This is a genomic window from Methylobacterium ajmalii, from assembly GCF_036448855.1.
GTDB classification, from domain to species: domain Bacteria; phylum Pseudomonadota; class Alphaproteobacteria; order Rhizobiales; family Beijerinckiaceae; genus Methylobacterium; species Methylobacterium ajmalii.
Genome location: NZ_JAZFXT010000063.1, coordinates 26,419 through 45,159, shown reverse-complemented (window position 1 = coordinate 45,159; position 18,741 = coordinate 26,419). Strand labels below are relative to the sequence as shown.

At 70.6% G+C, this 18,741-nt stretch carries 16 protein-coding genes and 1 pseudogene; 2 read left to right on the top strand and 15 right to left on the bottom strand.

Going from position 1 to position 18,741, the window contains the following annotated elements; genetic code table 11:
* Positions 1 to 581: 581 nt before the first annotated feature.
* The 7 genes from V3T34_RS25505 to V3T34_RS25475 all read right to left on the bottom strand — a co-directional run bounded on the left by V3T34_RS25505 (position 582) and on the right by V3T34_RS25475 (position 8,006).
* Positions 582 to 1,613 (bottom strand): CobW family GTP-binding protein, encoded by a 1,032-nt coding sequence (locus tag V3T34_RS25505; protein ID WP_305076830.1) that lies wholly within the window; start codon positions 1,611 to 1,613, stop codon positions 582 to 584.
* Positions 1,610 to 3,220: an amidohydrolase family protein gene (locus V3T34_RS25500; protein WP_305076829.1), complete on the bottom strand. Its 1,611-nt coding sequence runs from the start codon at positions 3,218 to 3,220 to the stop codon at positions 1,610 to 1,612. The genes V3T34_RS25505 and V3T34_RS25500 overlap by 4 nt, the downstream gene beginning before the upstream one ends.
* A gap of 26 nt (positions 3,221 to 3,246) precedes the next feature.
* Positions 3,247 to 4,074, bottom strand: a complete 828-nt coding sequence (locus tag V3T34_RS25495; RefSeq protein WP_305076828.1) for an ABC transporter permease — start codon at positions 4,072 to 4,074, stop codon at positions 3,247 to 3,249.
* Between the two features lie 246 nt (positions 4,075 to 4,320).
* Complete coding sequence (locus tag V3T34_RS25490; RefSeq protein ID WP_305076827.1) at positions 4,321 to 5,346, bottom strand: extracellular solute-binding protein; 1,026 nt, start codon at positions 5,344 to 5,346, stop codon at positions 4,321 to 4,323.
* A complete protein-coding gene (locus V3T34_RS25485) occupies positions 5,343 to 6,404 on the bottom strand; it encodes an ABC transporter ATP-binding protein (RefSeq protein WP_060850752.1) in 1,062 nt (353 codons plus the stop codon). The genes V3T34_RS25490 and V3T34_RS25485 overlap by 4 nt, the downstream gene beginning before the upstream one ends.
* A complete protein-coding gene (locus tag V3T34_RS25480) occupies positions 6,404 to 7,237 on the bottom strand; it encodes an ABC transporter permease (protein ID WP_060850751.1) in 834 nt (277 codons plus the stop codon). The genes V3T34_RS25485 and V3T34_RS25480 overlap by 1 nt, the downstream gene beginning before the upstream one ends.
* 115 nt (positions 7,238 to 7,352) lie before the next feature.
* Positions 7,353 to 8,006, bottom strand: coding sequence for a TetR/AcrR family transcriptional regulator (locus tag V3T34_RS25475; protein ID WP_060850750.1), 654 nt, complete (start codon positions 8,004 to 8,006; stop codon positions 7,353 to 7,355).
* A 128-nt stretch (positions 8,007 to 8,134) separates the two neighbouring features.
* Between V3T34_RS25475 and V3T34_RS25470 the strand changes: the two genes are divergently transcribed.
* Positions 8,135 to 9,379, top strand: coding sequence for a metal-dependent hydrolase family protein (locus V3T34_RS25470; protein WP_060850749.1), 1,245 nt, complete (start codon positions 8,135 to 8,137; stop codon positions 9,377 to 9,379).
* An 84-nt stretch (positions 9,380 to 9,463) separates the two neighbouring features.
* Here V3T34_RS25470 and V3T34_RS25465 read toward each other — a convergent pair whose 3' ends face one another.
* Positions 9,464 to 9,607, bottom strand: coding sequence for a hypothetical protein (locus V3T34_RS25465; protein WP_305076825.1), 144 nt, complete (start codon positions 9,605 to 9,607; stop codon positions 9,464 to 9,466).
* Positions 9,608 to 10,059: 452 nt separating this feature from the next.
* Between V3T34_RS25465 and V3T34_RS25460 the strand changes: the two are divergent.
* A pseudogene (locus tag V3T34_RS25460) lies at positions 10,060 to 10,278 on the top strand (methyl-accepting chemotaxis protein); the annotation flags it as partial.
* Between the two features lie 19 nt (positions 10,279 to 10,297).
* Here V3T34_RS25460 and V3T34_RS25455 read toward each other — a convergent pair.
* From V3T34_RS25455 to V3T34_RS25425, 7 genes are all read right to left on the bottom strand, one after another.
* On the bottom strand, positions 10,298 to 11,059 hold the full coding sequence (locus V3T34_RS25455; protein ID WP_305076824.1) for a DeoR/GlpR family DNA-binding transcription regulator: 762 nt from the start codon (positions 11,057 to 11,059) through the stop codon (positions 10,298 to 10,300).
* Between the two features lie 5 nt (positions 11,060 to 11,064).
* Positions 11,065 to 12,063, bottom strand: a complete 999-nt coding sequence (gene pdxA, locus V3T34_RS25450) for a 4-hydroxythreonine-4-phosphate dehydrogenase PdxA (RefSeq protein ID WP_305076823.1) — start codon at positions 12,061 to 12,063, stop codon at positions 11,065 to 11,067.
* A complete protein-coding gene (locus V3T34_RS25445; RefSeq protein ID WP_305076822.1) occupies positions 12,060 to 13,313 on the bottom strand; it encodes a four-carbon acid sugar kinase family protein in 1,254 nt (417 codons plus the stop codon). Before V3T34_RS25445 ends, pdxA begins: the two co-directional genes overlap by 4 nt.
* Before the next feature lie 3 nt (positions 13,314 to 13,316).
* Positions 13,317 to 14,348: a 2-keto-3-deoxygluconate permease gene (locus V3T34_RS25440; RefSeq protein WP_305076821.1), complete on the bottom strand. Its 1,032-nt coding sequence runs from the start codon at positions 14,346 to 14,348 to the stop codon at positions 13,317 to 13,319.
* 377 nt (positions 14,349 to 14,725) lie between these two features.
* On the bottom strand, positions 14,726 to 16,042 hold the full coding sequence (locus V3T34_RS25435) for a dicarboxylate/amino acid:cation symporter (protein ID WP_305076820.1): 1,317 nt from the start codon (positions 16,040 to 16,042) through the stop codon (positions 14,726 to 14,728).
* 169 nt (positions 16,043 to 16,211) lie between these two features.
* Complete coding sequence (gene aspA / locus V3T34_RS25430) at positions 16,212 to 17,627, bottom strand: aspartate ammonia-lyase (RefSeq protein WP_305076819.1); 1,416 nt, start codon at positions 17,625 to 17,627, stop codon at positions 16,212 to 16,214.
* 189 nt (positions 17,628 to 17,816) lie between these two features.
* A complete protein-coding gene (locus tag V3T34_RS25425; RefSeq protein WP_060850744.1) occupies positions 17,817 to 18,716 on the bottom strand; it encodes a LysR family transcriptional regulator in 900 nt (299 codons plus the stop codon).
* Positions 18,717 to 18,741: the final 25 nt, after the last annotated feature.

Here is an 18,741-nt window from a genome sequence, read left to right as displayed (position 1 = left end):
TGAGGCTACGGCGATCAGGCTGCGCGCGGCTCCGCGGCGGTTCGATCGGTGCGGGTGATGGCGACCCCGGCTATCGCGCGCGTACTCCCGATCAGCGAATCGCACCAAAACCGGAACCGCCGCGCGAGATGCGGCGTCGAAATCGGCGTTCTTTTATATGATCCGATTGAAAATCAACGTCATAGAATATTTTATAAAAACTAATGTATCTTCTTAGATATCAATTACTCATGGAGCCTGTTCGACTTGCGACCACATAACCGCAAGGGGGGCTATCCCGCCTTCTACCTCATCCTGAGGTGCGAGCGCAGTGAGCCTCGAAGGAGGGCTCCAGTGGTCTCAGAGGCTTGCGGAGCCCTCCTTCGAGGTCAGTCGATCGATGATCGCGTGTGATCTCCGATCGCCAACACCTCGGGATGAATTTGCCGATGGGATAGACTACGTCGATCGGTCGAATGGGCTCATAATTCCTCGTCGATGGGATAAGTCTGTGTAAAAAAATCGAAAATCATCATTCGCAATCTAGAAAGGCCCTGAGACCCGGAAGCGCTGAGGTGAGCAAGAATCGCCCGATTGCGCCGTCACTCCCCCTCCAGTGCCTCGACCCGTGGCACCCCGCCGCCCGCCCGCATGAACGGGCTCGCCGGCGCCCGCGGCGCGAAGCGGAACAGGCCGGTCGGGGCCACCTCCTCCAATTCGCCCGCCTCCAGGTCGCGGGCGATCACCACCAGGAAGGCCGGTACGTCCTCGCCCGGCCGGCCGAAGGGGCGGGGACGCGAGAACAGCGTGCCGACGCTCTCGACCAGCAGCGGTCGGTCGGACTCGAGCGCCGGCACCAGGCCCTTGAGGCGAAGCAAGCGCTCGCCGAGGTGGCCCGCGAGGTTGTCGAGCCAGGCCGCCAGATCGTCGTAGGGGAGGGGGGCGGACGGCCGCGCGAGCCAGACCGCGACGCGCGGATGGGCACCGGCGGGTTCCGCCCGGAGCAGCGCCGGATCGAGACCGGCGCCGGGCAGCGGCGCGAAGGCGGCCGCCACCGCCGCGCTCCGGTCGGGATCGGCCACGATCGCGGCGAGCGGGTTGAGGCCCGCGACCGCGGCCCGGGCCTGCGTCACGCGGCCGGGCGGTGCCGCGTCGAGCTTCGTCACGACGATGCGGTGGGCGGCGGCCCATTGCGCGGCGGCCTCGGCGAAGGCCGCGGAATCGGGCCCGCGCAGGGCATCGTAGGTGGCGAGGACCGAGACCCGCATCGGAAAGCCGGCGAGGCCGGCCAACTGACGCAGGACCGGGCCCGGCTTCGACAGGCCGCTCGTCTCCAGCACGATGCGTCGCAGCGGCCCCGACGCCTCCGGCCGCTCGGCGGCGAGCAAAGCCTCGACGGTGCGGGCGAGGTCGCTGGTCATCTGGCAGCAGACACAGCCATTCGCCAGCATCGTCATCGGCACGTCCCCCCCGCTCTCGCGCAGGATCAGCCCGTCGAGCCCGATCTCGCCGGCCTCGTTGACGATGATCGCGGTATCGGCCGCCTCGGGACGAGCCAGGCAGTCGCGCAGCAGCGTCGTCTTCCCCGAGCCGAGGAAGCCGGTGAGGACGACGAAGTCGAGGACGTCGCTCACGGCGCCGCCTGCGGCGAGGTCGCGTATTGCGCCGGCACCGCCTCGTCCCAGGTCGCCTTCACGAGCGCGCGCACGTCGGCGAGCAGCTCGGCGGTGTCGTAGATCACCCCGTCCTTGATCGTGTACTTCAGTCCCCGGTGCCAGGTGGCGCCGTTCGTCGCCTCGTCGAGGCGCAAAGCTCCGGTGCCGTAGAGCAGCTTGAAGTCGGTGAGCGGGTTGTGGTCGTGGACCAGGAGGTCGGCGCGCTTGCCGACCTCGACGGTGCCGATCTCGTCCTCGAGCCCGCACAGGGCGGCTCCTTGGGAGGTCGCGGCGCGCACCACTTCGAGCGGGTGGAAGCCGGCCTCCTGCAGCAGTTCCAGCTCGCGAATGTAGCCGAAACCGAAGATCTGGTAGATGAAGCCCGAATCCGAGCCGGCGCAGACCCGGCCGCCGCGGTTCTTGTACTCGTTGATGAACGCCATCCAGAGCCGGTAGTTCTCCTTCCACTCGATCTCGTTCTGGGTCGACCAGCGATACCAGTACGAGCCGTGGCCGCCGCGCTGCGGCGTGAAGTAGTCCCACATCGACTTCCAGGTATACTCCTTGTGCCAGTCGGCCTGGCGCGCCCGCATCAGGTCGCGGTTGGCATCGTAGATCGTGAAGGTCGGCACGAAGGTGAAGCCGAGCTCCAGGAACCGCTCCAGGGTCTCGTTCCATTTCTTCGATCCCGGCTCGGCGCCCTGGCGGAACATCTGGCCGGAGACCGAGAAGCGGAAATACTCGTCGTTGTAGTCGTAGTCGAGCGGGAAGTTCTGGACGACCCGGTCCTCGAACAAAGCCTCGGGCAGGCCGTAATAATGCTCGGCGCTGGTCAGCCCCCACCCGGCGGTGGTGAGCGCGTTCATCCGCGTCACCGCCATCTGGGCGTGGTGGCAGCCCGACTTCAGCCCGAGCTTCGCGCATTCGTCCAGCGCCGCCTCCATGATGGCGGGGGGCGCCCCGAAGAACTTCACCCCGTCGGCGCCGCGCTCCTTGAGCTTGCGCAGCCACACCCGCCCCTCCTCGGGGGTGTGGATCAGCTTCAGCATGTCGTTCACGGCCGGGAAGTAGCTGTAGGCCAGGAGCCGCGGCGCCGCGATCTCGTTGGCCTCCGCGCGCGTCTTCTGGTCGAGCATCCAGTCGAGCCCGTTGAACGAACCCATCTCGCGCACCGTCGTCACGCCGTGGGCGAGCCAGAGCTTGTAGACGTACTCGACCGGCGGCACCCAGCCGTTGGCGGCGTGGTAGGCGACGCCGGCATGGGCATGGCAATCGACGAAGCCGGGCGTCACCCACTTGCCGCGGCAATCGATCTCGTGGTCGCCGGGCGCGGGCCGGTTGGCGCTGTTGGCGAGGTTGCCCGCGACCTTCTTCAACTGCACGATGCGGCCGTTCTCGACCACGATGTCGGTCGGGCCGATCGGCGGCGCGCCGGTGCCGTCGATGACGGTGGCGGCCCGCAGCACCAGGCGCTTGTGCGGCCCGATCCCGCGGTCGCGGGAGGTCGAGGGCACCAAGGGCGGCTGGCCGGCCCTGGCCCGCTCGGCGGCGAGCTCGTTGCCGGCGAGAATCGGGGCGTCGCTCATGGTGTCCTCCCGCGTCGTCGTTGGATCTATCGGGCGTAGCGGCGGCCGAGCAGCGCGGTGCCGAGCACCGTCAGCACCAGGGTCGCGGCGAGCAGGATGAAGGCCAGCGCCGCGCCGAACGGCCAGTTCATGCCCTTCGAGAACTGGTCGTAGACGGCGGGCGCCATCATCTTGAACTGCGAACCCCCGAGCAGCACCGCGGTCGCGTAGGTGTTCATGCACAGGATGAAGACGAGGACGCAGCCCGCCACCGTGCCGGGGAGCGCCAGCGGCCACACCACCCGGCGAAACACCGTGAAGGCGCTGGCGCCGAGATTGGCCGCCGCCTCCTCGACCGCCCGCGGGATGCTCTCGATCACCGAGGACAGGGTCAGGATCATGTAGGGCAGGACCACGGCGATCGTCCCAATGGCGACCGCGCCCGGCGTGTAGATCAGCGGCAAGGGGCCCGCGGTGAGGTGCAGGCCCCGCAAGGTGGCGTTGATGAGCCCGTCATTGCCGAGGAGCCCGAGCCAGCCCGCCGCCCGCACGACGTTGCCGACCAATAGCGGGATCAGGGTCAGCACGGTGACGAGGCTCTTCCAGCGGCTCTCCATCCGGGCGAGCCGGTAGGCCGCGGGAAAGCCGAGCGCCAGGGTCAGCGCCGTGCAGGTGAAGGCCATGACGAGCGTCGTGCCCATCACGCCGCGGTAATACGGGTCGGCGACGGCGTTGAGGTAGTTCTGCGCCGTCGCCGCCTCGACCATCAGCTGCGTCGGGCTGTATTCGTTGAGCGAGATACGCGCCAGCAGCACCATCGGGCCGACCAGGAGCGCGGCGACGACGAGGAAGGCCGGCAGGATGAGAGCGAACACGGGCGGAAGTCTCGATCTGAACTGTTCGGCTGAGTTCCATCTCATCCCATCCGCGACCTCGTCCCGAGGTGCCGGCGATCAGAGATCGCGAGTGAAACGAGCTGCGAACGAGGGCTCCAGAGACCACCGGGACTTCTGGAGCCCTCCTTCGAGGTCAGCCGATCTTCGATCGGCCGACACCTCAGGATGATGTCGTGGAGTGGATGAAGCGGGGTGTCGGCGAGGCCGCGCGGCCGATCCGATAGCCTACCCCTTGAATTCCTTGTTCCAGAAATCCGAGAACGCCGCCTGCTGCGCCTGCATCGTCGCGTAGTCGAGCGGGCGGAGCTTGGCCTGCTGGGCCTCCGTCAGGCTGATCTGCTTGGCGAGATCATCCGGGAGCTTGGCGTCCTTGACGGTCGGCACGTAACCCATCTTCTGCGCGAAGGCGACCTGGGCCTTCGCATCGAGCATCGCGTTCAGGTACTTGAAGCCGCTGTCCTTGGCCCGCGAGTTCTTCGGCACGCCCGCCTCGAACAGGATCGGCAGGGCGCCCTCCTCGGGGATCGCCATCTCGACCGGGATGCCGGCCTGCTTCCACATGAAGCCGCGGGCGAGCCACATCAGCGAGATCCACACCTCCTCGGACTTCAGCGCCGCGGCCAGCGTCTCGTTCGACGGGTAGACCTTCGGCGAGAGCGCCTTCAGGTCCATCAGCGCCGTCTTGCCCTTGGTGAAGTCGGTCGGGGTGCCGCCGGCCCCGATATTGGCGCCGGCCATGTTGAAGTTCCAGAGGATGTCGGAAAATCCGACCCGGCCCTTGTACTTAGGGTCGAAGATGTCGGCGTAGCGGGTCGGCGGGATCGTGACCTTGCTCGGATTGTAGAGGATGACCATGGCCGAGTAGATGTGCGGGATCGAGTGCGGCTTCTTGAACACGTCGATCACCTGCGACAGGCGCGGCACCTCGGCGGCCGGCACGGTCTCCAGCACGCCGAGCTGGCTCAGCATGTAGCTGTCGATGTCGTTGATGCAGGCGACGTCCATGCTGCCGCGGCGGCTGGTACGCTCGGCGATCAGCTTGGTGCGGCGCGGGTCCTGGTTGGCGATGTCCTGCGACACCTCGATGCCCTGCGGCTTCATCAGCGGGACGTCGATGTTCTGCTGCAGCAGCGCGCCGTAATCGCCGCCCCAGGTGCCGACGACGATCGGGGCGGACTGGGCCCGGGCGGGCAGCGTGCCGGACAGGCCGAGGGCGGCGCTGCCGGCCATCAGGGTGCGACGGGTGATCATCGGGCGGGGCTCTCTGCTGCGGGGATGACGCGGGCGGCGTCGGGAATCCAGGTGATGCGGACGGGATCGCCGGCCGCGAGGCGGCGGCGGGGGTCGTCGGGCAGCGGCGTCGGGCTCACCGCGACGATCGCCTCGCCGGCGAGATCCAGGTGGTACTCGGTGCGCGCGCCGAGATAGGTCACGGCCCGCAGCCGCCCGGTGCCGGCGGGATCGGGCGCGACGGCGATCCGCTCGGGCCGGATCGCCAGCTTGCCGCCCGCCGCCGCCGCGTCGGGCGCGCACGGCACCGCGGCGCCGCTCGCCAGGCGAAACACGTCGGCGCCCTCGCGCGTGCCGTCGAGGAGGTTGCAGCGGCCGACGAAGCCGGCGACGAAGGTGTTGGCCGGGCGCTCGTAGAGGTCTTCCGCACTGCCGACCTGGAGCACGCGGCCGTGCTCCATCACCACCAGCCGGTCGGCCATCGCCAAGGCCTCGTCCTGGTCGTGGGTGACCATCAGGGTCGTGAGGCCGAGGCGCTTCTGCAGTTCGCGGATCTCCAGCCCCACCTCGGAGCGGAGCTTGGCGTCCAGGTTCGACAGCGGCTCGTCGAGGAGGAACACCGCCGGGCTCACCACCAGGGCGCGAGCGAGCGCGACGCGCTGCTGCTGGCCGCCCGAGAGCTGGCGCGGCAGCCGGTCGGCGAGCGCGTCGAGGCGCACCAGCCGCAGCGCCTCGGCGATGCGCCGGTCGCGCTCGGCCTTGCCCACCTTCCGCATCTCCAGGCCGAAGCCGACATTGTCGGCGACGCTCATGTGCGGGAACAGCGCGTAGGACTGGAACACCATGCCGGTGTCGCGGGCATGGGGCGGCAGCCGCGTCACGTCGCGCCCGCCGATCACGACGCGGCCGGCGCTCGGCTCGATGAAGCCCGCGACCATGCGCAGCGTCGTGGTCTTGCCGCAGCCCGACGGTCCGAGCAGTGCCACCAGCTCGCCCTGGCGGATGTCGAGGTCGACGCCGGCGACGGCGGTGGCCTCGCCGTAGCGCTTGGTGAGGCCGTCGAGGAGAAGCGTGCCCATCAGACGATCCGCGAGAGCTTCACGAAGCGGTCGGTGACCAGCATCAGGATCGTCACCATCAGGATCTGTGCGGTCGCGACGGCGGCCAGGGTCGGGTCCATTCGGAATTCGAGGTAGCTCAGCATGGCGACGGGCAGGGTGGTGCGCCCCGGGCCGACGAGGAGGAGGTTGAGTTCGAGGTTCTCGAAGCTCGCCACGAAGGAGAACAGGGCGGCGGCGACGATGCCGGGCCGCAGCATCGGGAGCGTGATGCGGCGGAAGACCGTAAAGGGCCGCGCCCCGAGATTGGCCGCCGCCTCCTCCGCCGCGCGGTCGAGGCCCGCCAAGCTCGCGGTGACGAGGCGCACCGTCCAGGGGATGGTGATCAGCACGTTGGCGGCGACGAGGCCGCCCAGCGTCGCCTTGATGTCCATGTCGAGCCAGTCCTCGGCCCGCAGGGTGAACATGTAGAGGGCCGAGCCGGCGACGATCGCCGGCACCGCCAGCGGCGCGAGCAGGAAGGTGCCGAGGAGGCCGCGCCCCGGAACGGTCGAGCGCACCAGGGCCAGCGCGGCCGCCGTGCCGAGCGGCACGCCGATCGCGGTGGCGGCGAGCGCGATCTGGAGCGAGGTGAGGAAGCCGCGCGCGAAATCGCGCTGCGCCCAGGCGTTGAGGTACCAGCGCCAGGTCAGGCCCTCGGGCGGGAAGGTCACGATCTCCTGGTCGAAGAACGAGGTCGCGATCACCGTCACGATCGGCGCGAACACGATCGCGTAGGCGAGGACGACCGCCGCCAGGAAGGCGAGGCGGCCGAGACGGGCCGACGGGCCGGGAGAGAGGGAGGCGACGCTCATGCGGTTCACGGGTTCGAGGGCGACGGCGTCCGGATCATAGCTGACCTATTTGTAAGACAGGTGTTCGGCCTTGTGGCAAGATGGGTGCCAGGCCGCAATCCGCGCTGCGCGCCCGTCACGCCACCGCCTCGCGGAAGCGGGCCCCGGCGAAGGCGGCGTCGCCCGCCGGTCCCGCGATCAGGAGCGGCAGCACCGCCTTCCAGGTCTCGATCAGGTCGCGATAGTAGTCGGGATCGGGCCGCAGCACGGTCTGCACGCCCATGCCGCGCATCAGGTTCACCGTCAGGTTGAGGATGATCCGGGCTTCGCGCGGCGGCCGGGCGTCGGAATCGCAGAACTCGACCCAGATCGCGTCGAGGGCGGCGTGGAAGCGCTGCACCACCGGGATCAGGCACTGGCGCAGCTCCGCGTCGGTGCGCGACTCGTTGATCAGCTCCATCGAGAGATGGAAGAACCGGCCCGAGAAGAGCGGCCACAGGAACTCGACGAAGTCGCCGAGCGGCAGCGCCCCCGAGCGCACGTCCTGCGAGACCGCCTTGATCTCGGCCGTGCCGTCGGCGAGCACCGTCTCGAGCGCGGCCAGCACGAGGTCGGCCCGGGTCGGGAAGTGGTGCAGCAGCGCCCCGCGGGAGACCTGCGCGCGCTCGGCGATCTGTTGCGTCGTCGCGGCGTGGTAGCCGACGGCGTAGATCTCGTCGATCGTCGCGCGCACCAGCCGCTCGCGAGTCGCGAGGCTGCGCGCCTGGGGCTGCCGTCCGGTCTGCGCCACCGATCCTCCCGGGCCTGAACGCCTGAATAAAAAACAAGCTTGCCTGTTTTTTTCTCGCTGTCCAGTGTGCCGCCACGCCCGCGCGCCCTGATCCCCGGGCCGCCTCGCACGACAAAGGGACTGCCCGCATGAGCGCCGACCTCGTCCTGTTCCGCAACGCCCGGGTCCTCGACGGCACCCACGACACCGCGCTCGACGGCCACGACGTGCTGGTCGAGGGCGGCACGATCCGGGAGGTGTCGGACAAGCCGCTGAAAGCGGCCTCGGCCCGCGTGATCGACCTCGCCGGCCGCACCCTGATGCCGGGCCTGATCGACTGCCACGTCCACGTCATCGCGACGATCCCCGACCTCGGCGCCAATGCCGAGCTGCCGGATTCGCTGGTGGCGCTGCGCACCGCCAAGATCATGCGCGGGATGCTGATGCGCGGCTTCACCACCGTGCGCGATCTCGGGGGCGCCGATCACGGGCTGGTCATGGCGGTGCGCGAAGGGCTGATCGACGGCCCGCGCCTGGTGATCTGCGGCAAGGCCCTTTCGCAGACCGGCGGTCACACCGACTATCGCGGCCGCTATCACGCCCGCGATGTCGGCCATTACGGCACCAAGCTCGGCGCCATGGGCCGGGTCTGCGACGGGGTCGACGCCGTGCGCCGCGTCGCCCGCGAGGAGATCAAGGCCGGGGCCGACTTCATCAAGATCATGGCCAATGGCGGCGTCTCCTCGCCGACCGACCCGATCGCGTTCCTGGGCTACTCGGTGGACGAGCTGCGGGCGATCGTCGAGGAGGCGGAGAACGCCCAGACCTACGTCGCCGCCCATCTCTACACCGACGCGGCGATCCGCCGGGCGGTCGAGTGCGGGGTGATCTCGGTCGAGCACGGCAACCTCGTGACGCCAGAGACCGCGCGGCTGATCCGCGACAAGGGCGCCTACGTGGTGCCGACCAACGTCACCTTCGACGCTCTCGCGAAGGAGGGCGCGTCCCTGGGCCTGCCGCCGGCCTCGGTCGCCAAGATCGAGGACGTGCGCGAGGCGGGTCTCCACGCCCTCGAGACCCTGCGCGACGCCGGCGTGATGATGGCCTACGGCACCGACCTCCTGGGCGAGATGCACCGCCACCAGTCGGAGGAGTTCGTGATCCGCGGCCGCTGCCTGCCGGCGATCGAGGTGATCCGCTCGGCGACGATCAACGCCGCCAAGGTCGTGCGCCTGGAGGGCAAGGCCGGCGTGGTGGCGCCGGGCGCCTTCGCCGACCTGATCGTGGTCGACGGCGATCCGCTGGCCGACCTGTCGCTGCTGACCGGCCAGGGCCGGCACATGCCGGCGATCATGATCGACGGGCGCTTCGTCAAGGACGCGCTGGCGGCCTGAGACGCCGTCCGGGCGGCCGCGCTCCGAGACCATGCGCCGACGGGGCCCCGGCGGAGGCCGGGCCCCGTCGGCGTCCGGCGCGGTTCAGCAAACCCGCGACTTGGCGCTGCCGCAGGTCGGGGCCCGCGGCGGGCAGGCCGGAGCCGGCGGGGGGCACGGCGTCGGGCAGGCGGGCAGGCAGCAGCCGCCGGCGACGGTGCCGAGGGACTTGGCGTCGAGCTTCTTCATGATGCCGTTCTCTGGTGTTTGCAGCCTTGTCGGTCGGCTGCGAATTCAAATTGAACCCTGCTTCGAATGCTGTCCATTGCCATGGATATATTGTTACATTGAGAAAAAATCGAGAAACATGAGATTTATTTTCTCCGCAATGACTTGAATTGTTAGATCATAGATTGCGTACGTATTCTTGAGCCGGGATCCGGCCGGCCGGATCGGCGAGGCCGGGCGTTCCCGTCCGCGAATGGCGGCCGCGTCGAGGCGGGCAGGTCGGGATCGGCTGCCGCAAGACGGCGGCCCGTCAAGATCGGGGACCGGCGCGGCGACGACAGCCATCCGTCCCGCCCGGCGATGTATCCGGCCGCAAGGTGAGCGGATTTCTCTCGTGGCACCGGCCCGGATCGTCAGAAACGGCGAGATGGGCCGGCCGCATCGACCGCTGCCCGGCAATCCCGTCGGCGCGCCAAAAAGGCTCGGCCACCCAGGAGATCGCCCGCAACGTCGCCGAGGCCGCGACCGGAACCGGCGCGGTCACCGGCACCGTCGCGACCCTGGCCGAGGCCGCCGGGGAGACCGGAGCGGTCGCAGCCCAGGTGGTCGGCGCCGCCTCCGAGATGCCGCGCCGGTCCGAGCACCTCTCCGTGGAGGTCGCGCGCTTCCGGGCGACGGTGCGGGCCGCCTGAACCGGTGGTCCGGGGCTGTCTATCCCGCCGCCCGCACCACGCGCGCCCCGGCGCCCTCCGCGTCCGCGCATTGCGCGTCCGTGACGCCCGCGTCAGTCACCAGCGTCCAGCGGCCGGGCAGGGGCGCCCAGGCGCCCTGCGTCGCGCGGCCGAGCTTGGAGGAATCCATCAGCACCACCACCTCGGCCGCCTGCTCCATCATCAGCGACTTGAGCGAGACCTGCTCGAGGGCCGCCTCGCACAGGCCGCGGCCGGCCACGAACCCGTCGCCGCTCACCACCGCCTTGTCGGCGGTGAGGCGGCGCAGGGCCGCCTCGGCGAGGGGGCCGAGCGTACTCATGCTGCCGGGCCGCACCGCCCCGCCGAGCACCGTGAGGGTGAGGCCGGGCGCGCCGGCGAGCACGCCGACCAGCGGCAGGTTGTTGGTGACGATCGCGTGGCGCCGCCCGGCGAGGCCGGCCCCGAAGGCCGCTACCGTCGAGCCGCCGTCGAGGATCAGGATGTCGTCGTCGGTAAGCAGCGAGAGGGCGGCGCGCGCGATGGCGGCCTTCTCGGGCCGTGCCTGCGCCTCGCGCTCCGGCAGGCTCGTCTCGGGGAGCGGATGGGCGATCACCGCGCCGCCATAGGTGCGGGTGATCGTCTTCTCGCTCGCCAGCCGTTGCAGGTCGCGCCGGATCGTCGAGGCGGAGACGCCGAAGCGCTCCGCCAGCTCCTCGACCACGACCTCGCCGGCCTGGAGCGCCTCCAGAAGCAGCGGGTGACGGTGCCGGCCGCGGGTCATGGCCGTCAGACCGCCTGGCGCGGGGCCAGATCGACGGCCTGGCGCAGGGCCTCGACCAGCGAGCCCTCGTCGGCGATGCCCTTGCCGGCGATGTCGAAGGCGGTGCCGTGATCGACCGAGGTACGGATCACCGGCAGGCCGACGGTGATGTTCACCCCCGCCTCGAGGCCGAGAACCTTGATCGGGCCGTGGCCCTGGTCGTGGTACATCGCCACCACGAGGTCGTAGTCGCCCCGGCCCGCCAGGAAGAACAGCGTGTCGGCCGGCAGCGGCCCCTCGACCCGCCAGCCCTTCGCCCGGCAGGCTTGAACCGCCGGCGTGATCTTCTCCGCCTCCTCGCCGCGGCCGAACAGGCCGTTCTCGCCGGCATGCGGGTTGATCGCGCAGACGCCGATCCGCGGATTCGCGAGTCCCGCCTTGACCAGGGTGTCGTGGCCGCGGGCGATCACCCGCTCGACGAGGCCCGGCTCGATCCGCGCGATGGCGTCGATCAGCCCGATATGGGTCGTGACGTGGATCACCCGGAGCTTGGGCGAGACCAGCATCATCGAGACCTCCGGCGTGCCGGTGAGGGCGGCCAGAAGCTCGGTATGGCCCGGATACTTGTGGCCGGCGGCGTGCAGCGCCTCCTTGCTCAGGGGCGCGGTGCAGATCGCCGCGGCCTCGCCGGCCTGGACCACCCGGACGGCGCGCTCGATGTAGCGGAACGCCGCCTCGCCGGAGACCGGCGAGACGCGCCCGAACGGATGGTCCTTCGGGATCAGCCCGAGATCGACGCAGGCCACGGTGCCGGGCGCGTCGGTCGCTTCACGGGGCGAGGCGACGGCCTGCACCGTCAGGTCTTTCCCGACGATGCGGCCGGCCTCGCGCAGGCGCTCGGCGTCGCCGATCACGACCGGCCGGCAGAGCGCCGCGATGTCGGGCCGGGCGAGCGCCTTCATGATGATCTCGGGGCCGATGCCGGAGGCATCGCCCATGGTGATCGCGACGGTCGGTCGGCTCATGTCGGAGACCCTTCGTGTCTGATGGCCCGGAGGTGGTGGACGGCGCGCAGGAGCGTGTCCTCGCTGCCGAAGGCTCCGGCCTTGGTGACGATCGGCACGCGGAGGCGGCCCCGCGTCACGCCGAGGGAGACGCCGGGCTCGATCTCGTCGACCAGCGCCAGGCCGTCGACCCCGAACCGCGCCAGGAGCGCCGCCGCGGTCTCGCCGCCGGTCGCCACCAGGGCGCCGAGATGGGGCGCGGCCGGGGCGAGGAGCGCGCCGAGCGCGGTCGCGAGGCGAGACCCGATGGCGAGATCGGGCGCCTCGCCCATCGCGACCTCGACCAGCACGTCGTCCCCGACGGCGAGGCGCGCCGCGATCGCTTCGCACCAGCGCCGCCGCTCGGCCTCGCCCGCCTCGATGAGCCAGTCGGGCGCCACCGGGACGTGGCGCATCCGCGGCTCGGCCGCCAGCTTGCGGGCCGCGGCGCGGGAGACCGCCGCGAGGCTTCCCACCACCACGAGCGTGCCGCCCGGGCCGCTCGCGACCGCCCGGGCGGGGGCGGGCGAGGGAGCGTCCGCCGCCGCCAGGGCGTGGGCGAGGCCGGCGCTGCCGACCCAGGCGAGGCCGGCCGCGTCGAGGGCGAGGCCCGCCCGCGCGATCCGGGCGAGGTCGTCGTCGTCCACCGCGTCGAGCACGGCGACGGCGAAAGCCTGCGAGGCGGCGTGAAGCGCCGCGCGCAGGGCCTCGCCGCCGGCCCGCACGGTGGCGAGCGGGATCGTCGCGCTGGTGAGCCCGGCCCCGTCCAGCATCGCGGGAAGCGCGTCGGCCGGGTAGGTGTGGTCCCGGCGCCAGAGCTCGGTCTCCGCGAGCGGCCGGCCCGCGACCCGGATCCGCCCGTCCTCGGTGGTGCGGCCGGTCGCCGGGAAGGCCGGCGCCAGGATCGCGAAGGCCCCGCCCGTGCGCCGGCGCAGGACCGCGAGGGTGGCGGCGAGCTCGGCCGCCGGCTGCCCGCGCAGGGTCGAGTCGATCTTCTTGAACACGGCCCGGTCCGGGTCGTGCAGCCGCTCCGCCAGGGCGGCGTGGCGGGCGGCCGCGGCATCCGGGCCGAGCTGGCGGCTGTCGGCATCGTGCGACAGGACCGCCTCGTCGGCCCCGGGTCCCGCCTCGCCCCATTGCACGCAGGCCGTGGCCCCGCGCCGGGCGAAGGCGATGGCGCAATCGGCCGCGCCCGTGAGGTCGTCGGCGAGGATGAGCCAGCGGCGCGCCATGGCTCAGGCGCGCTCCGGCACGGGCGCGGCCTCGGCGGGCTCGGCCGCGCCGTCCGCCGGTTCGCCGAAATGCTTGGCGGTCCAGGCGGTGGCGAGCGGCGTCAGGATCGCGGTCACCACCACGGTCGCGGCGACCAGCACCGTCGCGGGGGCGGCGGCGTCGGCATAGGCCGGGTTGGCGGCGGCGATGATCGCCGGGACCGCGGCGGCGTTGCCGGCGGTCGAGGAGGCGGCCACGCCCGCCACCCCGCTGCCGCCGGTGAGCCGGTCGGCGAAGAAGAGCGGGATACCGGTGAGCACCGTCACGGCGACGCCCAGCCCGAGGCCGAGCAGACCCGCCTGCCAGATCTTGGTCAGGTCGAGCCCGGTGCCGAGCGCGAAGGCGAAGAACGGGATCATCACCGGCACGGCGCGGCCCAGGAAGGCGCGCATCTCGCGGTCGAGGTTGCCCAGCAGCATGCCGACGAGCAGCGGCAGGATGCTGCCGACCATCGTCTGCCAGGGGAACGCCGACAGGCCGGCGACGCCGAGCGTCACCATGGTGAGGAAGGGGCCGGATTCGAGGCACATGATCGTGTAGGCGCCGACGTCCCGCGGGCGGCCGTACTGCCCCATCAAGGCCATGTAGAGCCCGCCATTGGTGTCGTTCATGGCCGCCACGATCGCCAGCGTCGAGAGGCCGGCGAAGAGCCCGGCCCCGATCGGCGCCTCGCCGAGCAGGCGGCCGAACACCACCCCCAGGATCATCGCGATGCCGACCTTCACGACGAGCAGCGTGCCGCCCTTCTTGACGATGTAGGGCGTCGCCCGGAAGTCGATGCTCGCGCCCATGCAGACGTAGAACACCGCCAGGATCGGCAGCGCGCCGGTGAACAGCGCGCCGGTGAACGAGCCGAACACCTTCGGGGTCGTCGGAAATAGGGTGGCGATCACGGCTCCGACGAGAAGCGGCACCACCATCATCCCGCCCGGCACGCGCTCGATCGCCCGCTTGATGCGGATTCCGCCCAGGTTCTTGTCCGATTCCATCGCCATGCGCTTCTCCCCCGCGGGGATCGCGCATCGAATAGCGCGACTGCCCGCTTGTTATTGCTTGAAGAGCGCAGAATGGTGGGGGAGTCAATCGCCGTATTGCGTGATATGCGCAGAACGGGCGAACGGAGTGCGCGGGACGGGCGGGATCGGAGCTCGGGTAGCTGACGACGCCGTCATTCCCCGCCGTCGTTCCACCGGGACAAGGTGCCGTCAGTCCCAAGCGCGGGATCCCCTCTCCCTGCGGGCGGGGAGAGAGGATCCCGGGCCTTGTTCTTCCGACCAGCCCTATGCGGGCAGGAAGAGGGCGAAACCTCGCGCTCGACGTCGAAGCGATGGTGCCCCGCCGGCTTGCGGCCGGCGGGGAGACCGGCCTCGCCTCAGGCCGCCTTGCCGGTCGGCACCGCGACCGCTGCGGGGGCCTCGGCCGTCTCGTCGGTGCCCTCCTGCATCTCGCCCTGCCAGCGGGCGACCGCGGCGGTGGCGAGCCCGTTGCCCAGCACGTTGGTGACGGTGCGGCCCATGTCGAGGATCTGGTCGACGCCCATGATCAGCAGGATGCCGGCGGCGGGCAGGCCGAACATCGGCACGGTGGCGGCCACCACCACCAGCGAGGCGCGCGGCACGCCGGCGATGCCCTTGCTGGTCACCATCATGACGAGCAGCATGGTCAGCTGCTCGGTGACGCCGAGATGGATGCCGAAGGCCTGGGCGATGAACAGCGAGGCCAAAGCCTGGTACATCATCGAGCCGTCGAGGTTGAACGAGTAGCCGAGCGGCAGCACGAAGCCGGTGACGCGGGGCCGCACGCCGAATTTTTCCAGCACCTCGACGGTGCGCGGGAAGGCGGCCTCGCTGCTCGCGGTCGAGAAGGCGACGATCATCGGGGTGCGCAGCAGGCGCAGCAGCCGCACGACGCTGTGGCCGAGCACGAGCCAGCCGGCGCCGATCAGCAGCGCCCACAGGACGGCCAGCCCGAGGTAGAACACGGCGATGAACTTGCCGTAATCGATCAGCACGCCGAGGCCCTGGATGGTGACGACGGAGGCCATGGCGGCGAAGACCGCGAGCGGGGCGACCTTCATCACCGCGTCGGTGACCTTGAACATCACCGCGGCCAGCCCGTTCAGCATGTGGACCATCGGGTCGGCGTAGCGCCGGTCGATCGCGCTGAGGCCGAAGCCGAAGAACACCGAGAAGACCAGGATCTGCAGCACCTCGTTCGTCGCCATCGCCGACACGATGCTGGTCGGGAAGACGTGGGTGATGAACTCGCGCAGGTTGATCGAGGCCGCCTTCAGGCCGGTCTGGGCCGCGGCGTCCGGCAGCGGCAGGCCGAGGCTGGCGCCGGGCTGGAAGATGTTGGCGACGAGAAAGCCGAGCGACAGCGAGACGATCGAGGCGGTGAGGAACCAGCCCATGGCGAAGCCCGCGACGCGGCCGACCGTCTTGGTGTCGCCGAAGCTCGCGATGCCCGACACGATGGTGGCGAAGACGAGCGGCGCGATGATCATCTTGATCAGCCGCAGGAAGATGTCGGTGCCGATGGTGAAGTAGCCGGCGATCTCCTTGGCCTCGGCCGGGCTGCCGGCCACGCCGTGCAGCACCGCGCCGACCGCGACGCCGAGCGCCAGGCCGATGCCGGTATAGAGGGTCAGCCGGCTCGACGAGCGTCCGGTCGATTCGACGTGGGCCATGGTTTCGTGTTCCTCCCAAGGGTGAACGGATGTGCGAAAAGACCCCGGGCGCGATCTGGCGCCCCCGGGTTCGTCCGCGAATGTCTGGCGTTTCCGTCCGGTGCATGCCGGCGATCCGGACGACCGCGGCGCGTTCGGGCCACGGCGATCGCGGGATCGCGGCGATCTGTTAGATCGCCGTGAGGGCCTGCGGGCGCGTCAGCCGGTCGGGCTGGAGCACCCTGTCGAGCTGGTCCCGGGCCATCAATTGCTTCTCGAGCACGAGGTCGTAGACGCCCCGGCCCGTGGCGTGCGCCTCCATAGCGACGGCGGTGGCGTTGCGATAGCCGATATACGGGTTGAGGGCGGTCACGATGCCGATGGAGTTCTCGACGCTGGCGCGCAGGCGCTCGCGGTTCGCCGTGATGCCGCGCACGCAGTTCACGTCGAGGGTGCGGCAGGCCGCCTCCAGGTGGGCGAGGCTGCGAAACAGGCTGTAGGCGATCACCGGCTCGAAGGCGTTGAGCTGCAGCTGGCCGGCCTCCGCCGCGAAGGAGATCGTCACGTCGTTGCCGATCACCTCGAAGGCGACCTGGTTGACGACCTCCGGGATCACCGGGTTGACCTTGCCGGGCATGATCGAGGATCCCGCCTGGCGCGCCGGCAGGTTGATCTCGTTAAAGCCCGCCCGCGGCCCGCTCGAGAGCAGGCGCAGGTCGTTGCAGGTTTTCGACAGCTTGACGGCGACGCGCTTGAGCACGCCCGAGACCTGCACGAAGGCACCGCAATCCTGGGTGGCCTCGACCAGGTCCTCGGCGGTGATCAGCGGGATCTCGGTAATGGTCGAGAGCCGCTCGCGCACCAAGCCGGCATAGAGCGGGTGGGCGGTGATGCCGGTGCCGATCGCGGTGGCGCCGAGGTTGATCTCGCGGATCAGCAGCTCGGCCTCGCCCAGCCGCGCCTCGTCCTCGGCGAGCATCCGGGCGTAGGTGCCGAATTCCTGGCCGAGCGTCATCGGCACCGCGTCCTGGAGCTGGGTGCGGCCCATCTTGAGGACGTCGTGGAATTCCTCCGCCTTGGCCGCGAAGCTGCCCCGCAGGGCCGCCATGGCGTCGACGAGGCGCCGGATCGCGCCGATCCCGGCGATCTTGAGCGCCGTCGGGTACACGTCGTTGGTGCTCTGCCCCATGTTGACGTGCTCGTTGGGATGGAGCCGGCCGTAATCGCCCCGCGTGGCGCCCAGCAGTTCGAGCGCCCGGTTGGCGATCACCTCGTTGGCGTTCATGTTGGTCGAGGTGCCGGCCCCGCCCTGGATCTGGTCGACCACGAACTGGTCGTGGAGCGCACCGGCCCGGATCTCGATGCAGGCCGCCACGATGGCGTCGCAGCGCGCGGCGTCGAGCAGGCCGAGCTCGTGGTTGGCGAGCGCCGCCGCCTGCTTGATCGCGGCGAGCGCCCGGATCAGGTCGGGGCAGGTGGCGAGCGTGGTGCCGGTGATCGGAAAGTTCTCGACGGCGCGCAGGGTGTGGATGCCGTAATAGGCGGCCTGCGGCACCTCCCGGTCGCCGAGTAGGTCGTGCTCGATGCGGGTTGCGATGGCGGTCAAGGGAAGGCTCCTCGCGCGCGGCCGCGTTCCGGCGCGCCCGAAGGCGTGCCGGGGCTCGAGCCCGCGTCGGATGGATGGATCGAGGCCGGGATCGGGCGGGGCGGTTCGAGGTGAACCGCGGCGCCGTCAGCGGATGGCGGCGGAATAATCCCGCAGGCGCGGCCCGGCCAATGCTATGTTTGCCATGAACTATTCCGCATCCGAATAGTTTGGCGGGTCCTCCGCCGCGACGGCCCAGACCTCGTCGAGGAAGGAGCGGTGGCGCTCGGCGCTGCGGTAGAGCCGGATGTCCATCGGCATCTCGCGGCCGAGCACCGTCAGCGCGCCGGCCCGGATCTCGGGGGCCACCAGGCTGCGCGGCAGCCAGGCGATGCCGTGGCCGCCGAGCGCCATCGAGCGCAGCGCCTCGGCCATCGAGTTCTCGTTGGTGTGGACCGGGTAGGTCGCCGGCGCGTCGTCACCGCCCTGCGCGATGCCGGCCAGGCGGCCGAGGAACGAGCCGCGGGAATATTGCAGCAAGGGCAGGCGGCCGCGGGCATCCGGCACCAGCCCGCGGGGCGCGGCCACCGCCGCCAGGCTGTCGCGGCCGACGATCCGGCAGGGATAGCGCTCGGGATCGAGGGGGATCGGGATGCCCGGGTGGTGGTAGGTCAGGAGCAGGTCGTAGCCGCCCTCGACCAGCGCCTGGACGCAGATGTTGAAGTTGTCCGGCAGCACCCGGCTCGCCACCGGCCCGAGCGCGTCGCGGATGCGCCCGAGCCAGCGCGGCAGGAACGACAGGCAGAGCGAGTGCAGCGCCGTGATCGTCACCACCGGCAGCCCGGCGCCGTCGCTGCGGGCGCGGAAATCCGCCCGGCTCAGGGTGAGGAGCCGCACCACCTCCTCGGCGGTCTCCAGGAACTGGCGGCCGTCGGCGGTGAGCGTGATCGGGTAGGTGCTGCGGTCGAGGAGCGCGGTGCCGAGCCAGACCTCAAGCGAGCGGATGCGCCGGCTGAACGCCGACTGGGTGACGGCGCGCGATTCCGCCGAGCGCGAGAAGCTGCGGGTCTCGGCGAGGCTCAGGAAGTCCTCGATCCACTTGAGTTCCATCGCGCTCGTCCGGGTGGGCGGGGAG

Excerpts from the sequence above, each read along its gene's own strand:
- V3T34_RS25500 (WP_305076829.1), bottom strand. The coding sequence starts at position 3,220 with ATGAGCGACGCCCCGATTCTCGCCGGCAACGAGCTCGCCGCCGAGCGG.
- V3T34_RS25490 (WP_305076827.1), bottom strand. The coding sequence starts at position 5,346 with ATGATCACCCGTCGCACCCTGATGGCCGGCAGCGCCGCCCTCGGCCTG.
- V3T34_RS25485 (WP_060850752.1), bottom strand. The coding sequence starts at position 6,404 with ATGGGCACGCTTCTCCTCGACGGCCTCACCAAGCGCTACGGCGAGGCC.
- V3T34_RS25480 (WP_060850751.1), bottom strand. The coding sequence starts at position 7,237 with ATGAGCGTCGCCTCCCTCTCTCCCGGCCCGTCGGCCCGTCTCGGCCGC.
- V3T34_RS25470 (WP_060850749.1), top strand. The coding sequence starts at position 8,135 with ATGAGCGCCGACCTCGTCCTGTTCCGCAACGCCCGGGTCCTCGACGGC.
- V3T34_RS25465 (WP_305076825.1), bottom strand. The coding sequence starts at position 9,607 with ATGAAGAAGCTCGACGCCAAGTCCCTCGGCACCGTCGCCGGCGGCTGC.
- V3T34_RS25455 (WP_305076824.1), bottom strand. The coding sequence starts at position 11,059 with ATGACCCGCGGCCGGCACCGTCACCCGCTGCTTCTGGAGGCGCTCCAG.
- pdxA (WP_305076823.1), bottom strand. The coding sequence starts at position 12,063 with ATGAGCCGACCGACCGTCGCGATCACCATGGGCGATGCCTCCGGCATC.
- V3T34_RS25445 (WP_305076822.1), bottom strand. The coding sequence starts at position 13,313 with ATGGCGCGCCGCTGGCTCATCCTCGCCGACGACCTCACGGGCGCGGCC.
- V3T34_RS25440 (WP_305076821.1), bottom strand. The coding sequence starts at position 14,348 with ATGGCGATGGAATCGGACAAGAACCTGGGCGGAATCCGCATCAAGCGG.
- V3T34_RS25435 (WP_305076820.1), bottom strand. The coding sequence starts at position 16,042 with ATGGCCCACGTCGAATCGACCGGACGCTCGTCGAGCCGGCTGACCCTC.
- V3T34_RS25425 (WP_060850744.1), bottom strand. The coding sequence starts at position 18,716 with ATGGAACTCAAGTGGATCGAGGACTTCCTGAGCCTCGCCGAGACCCGC.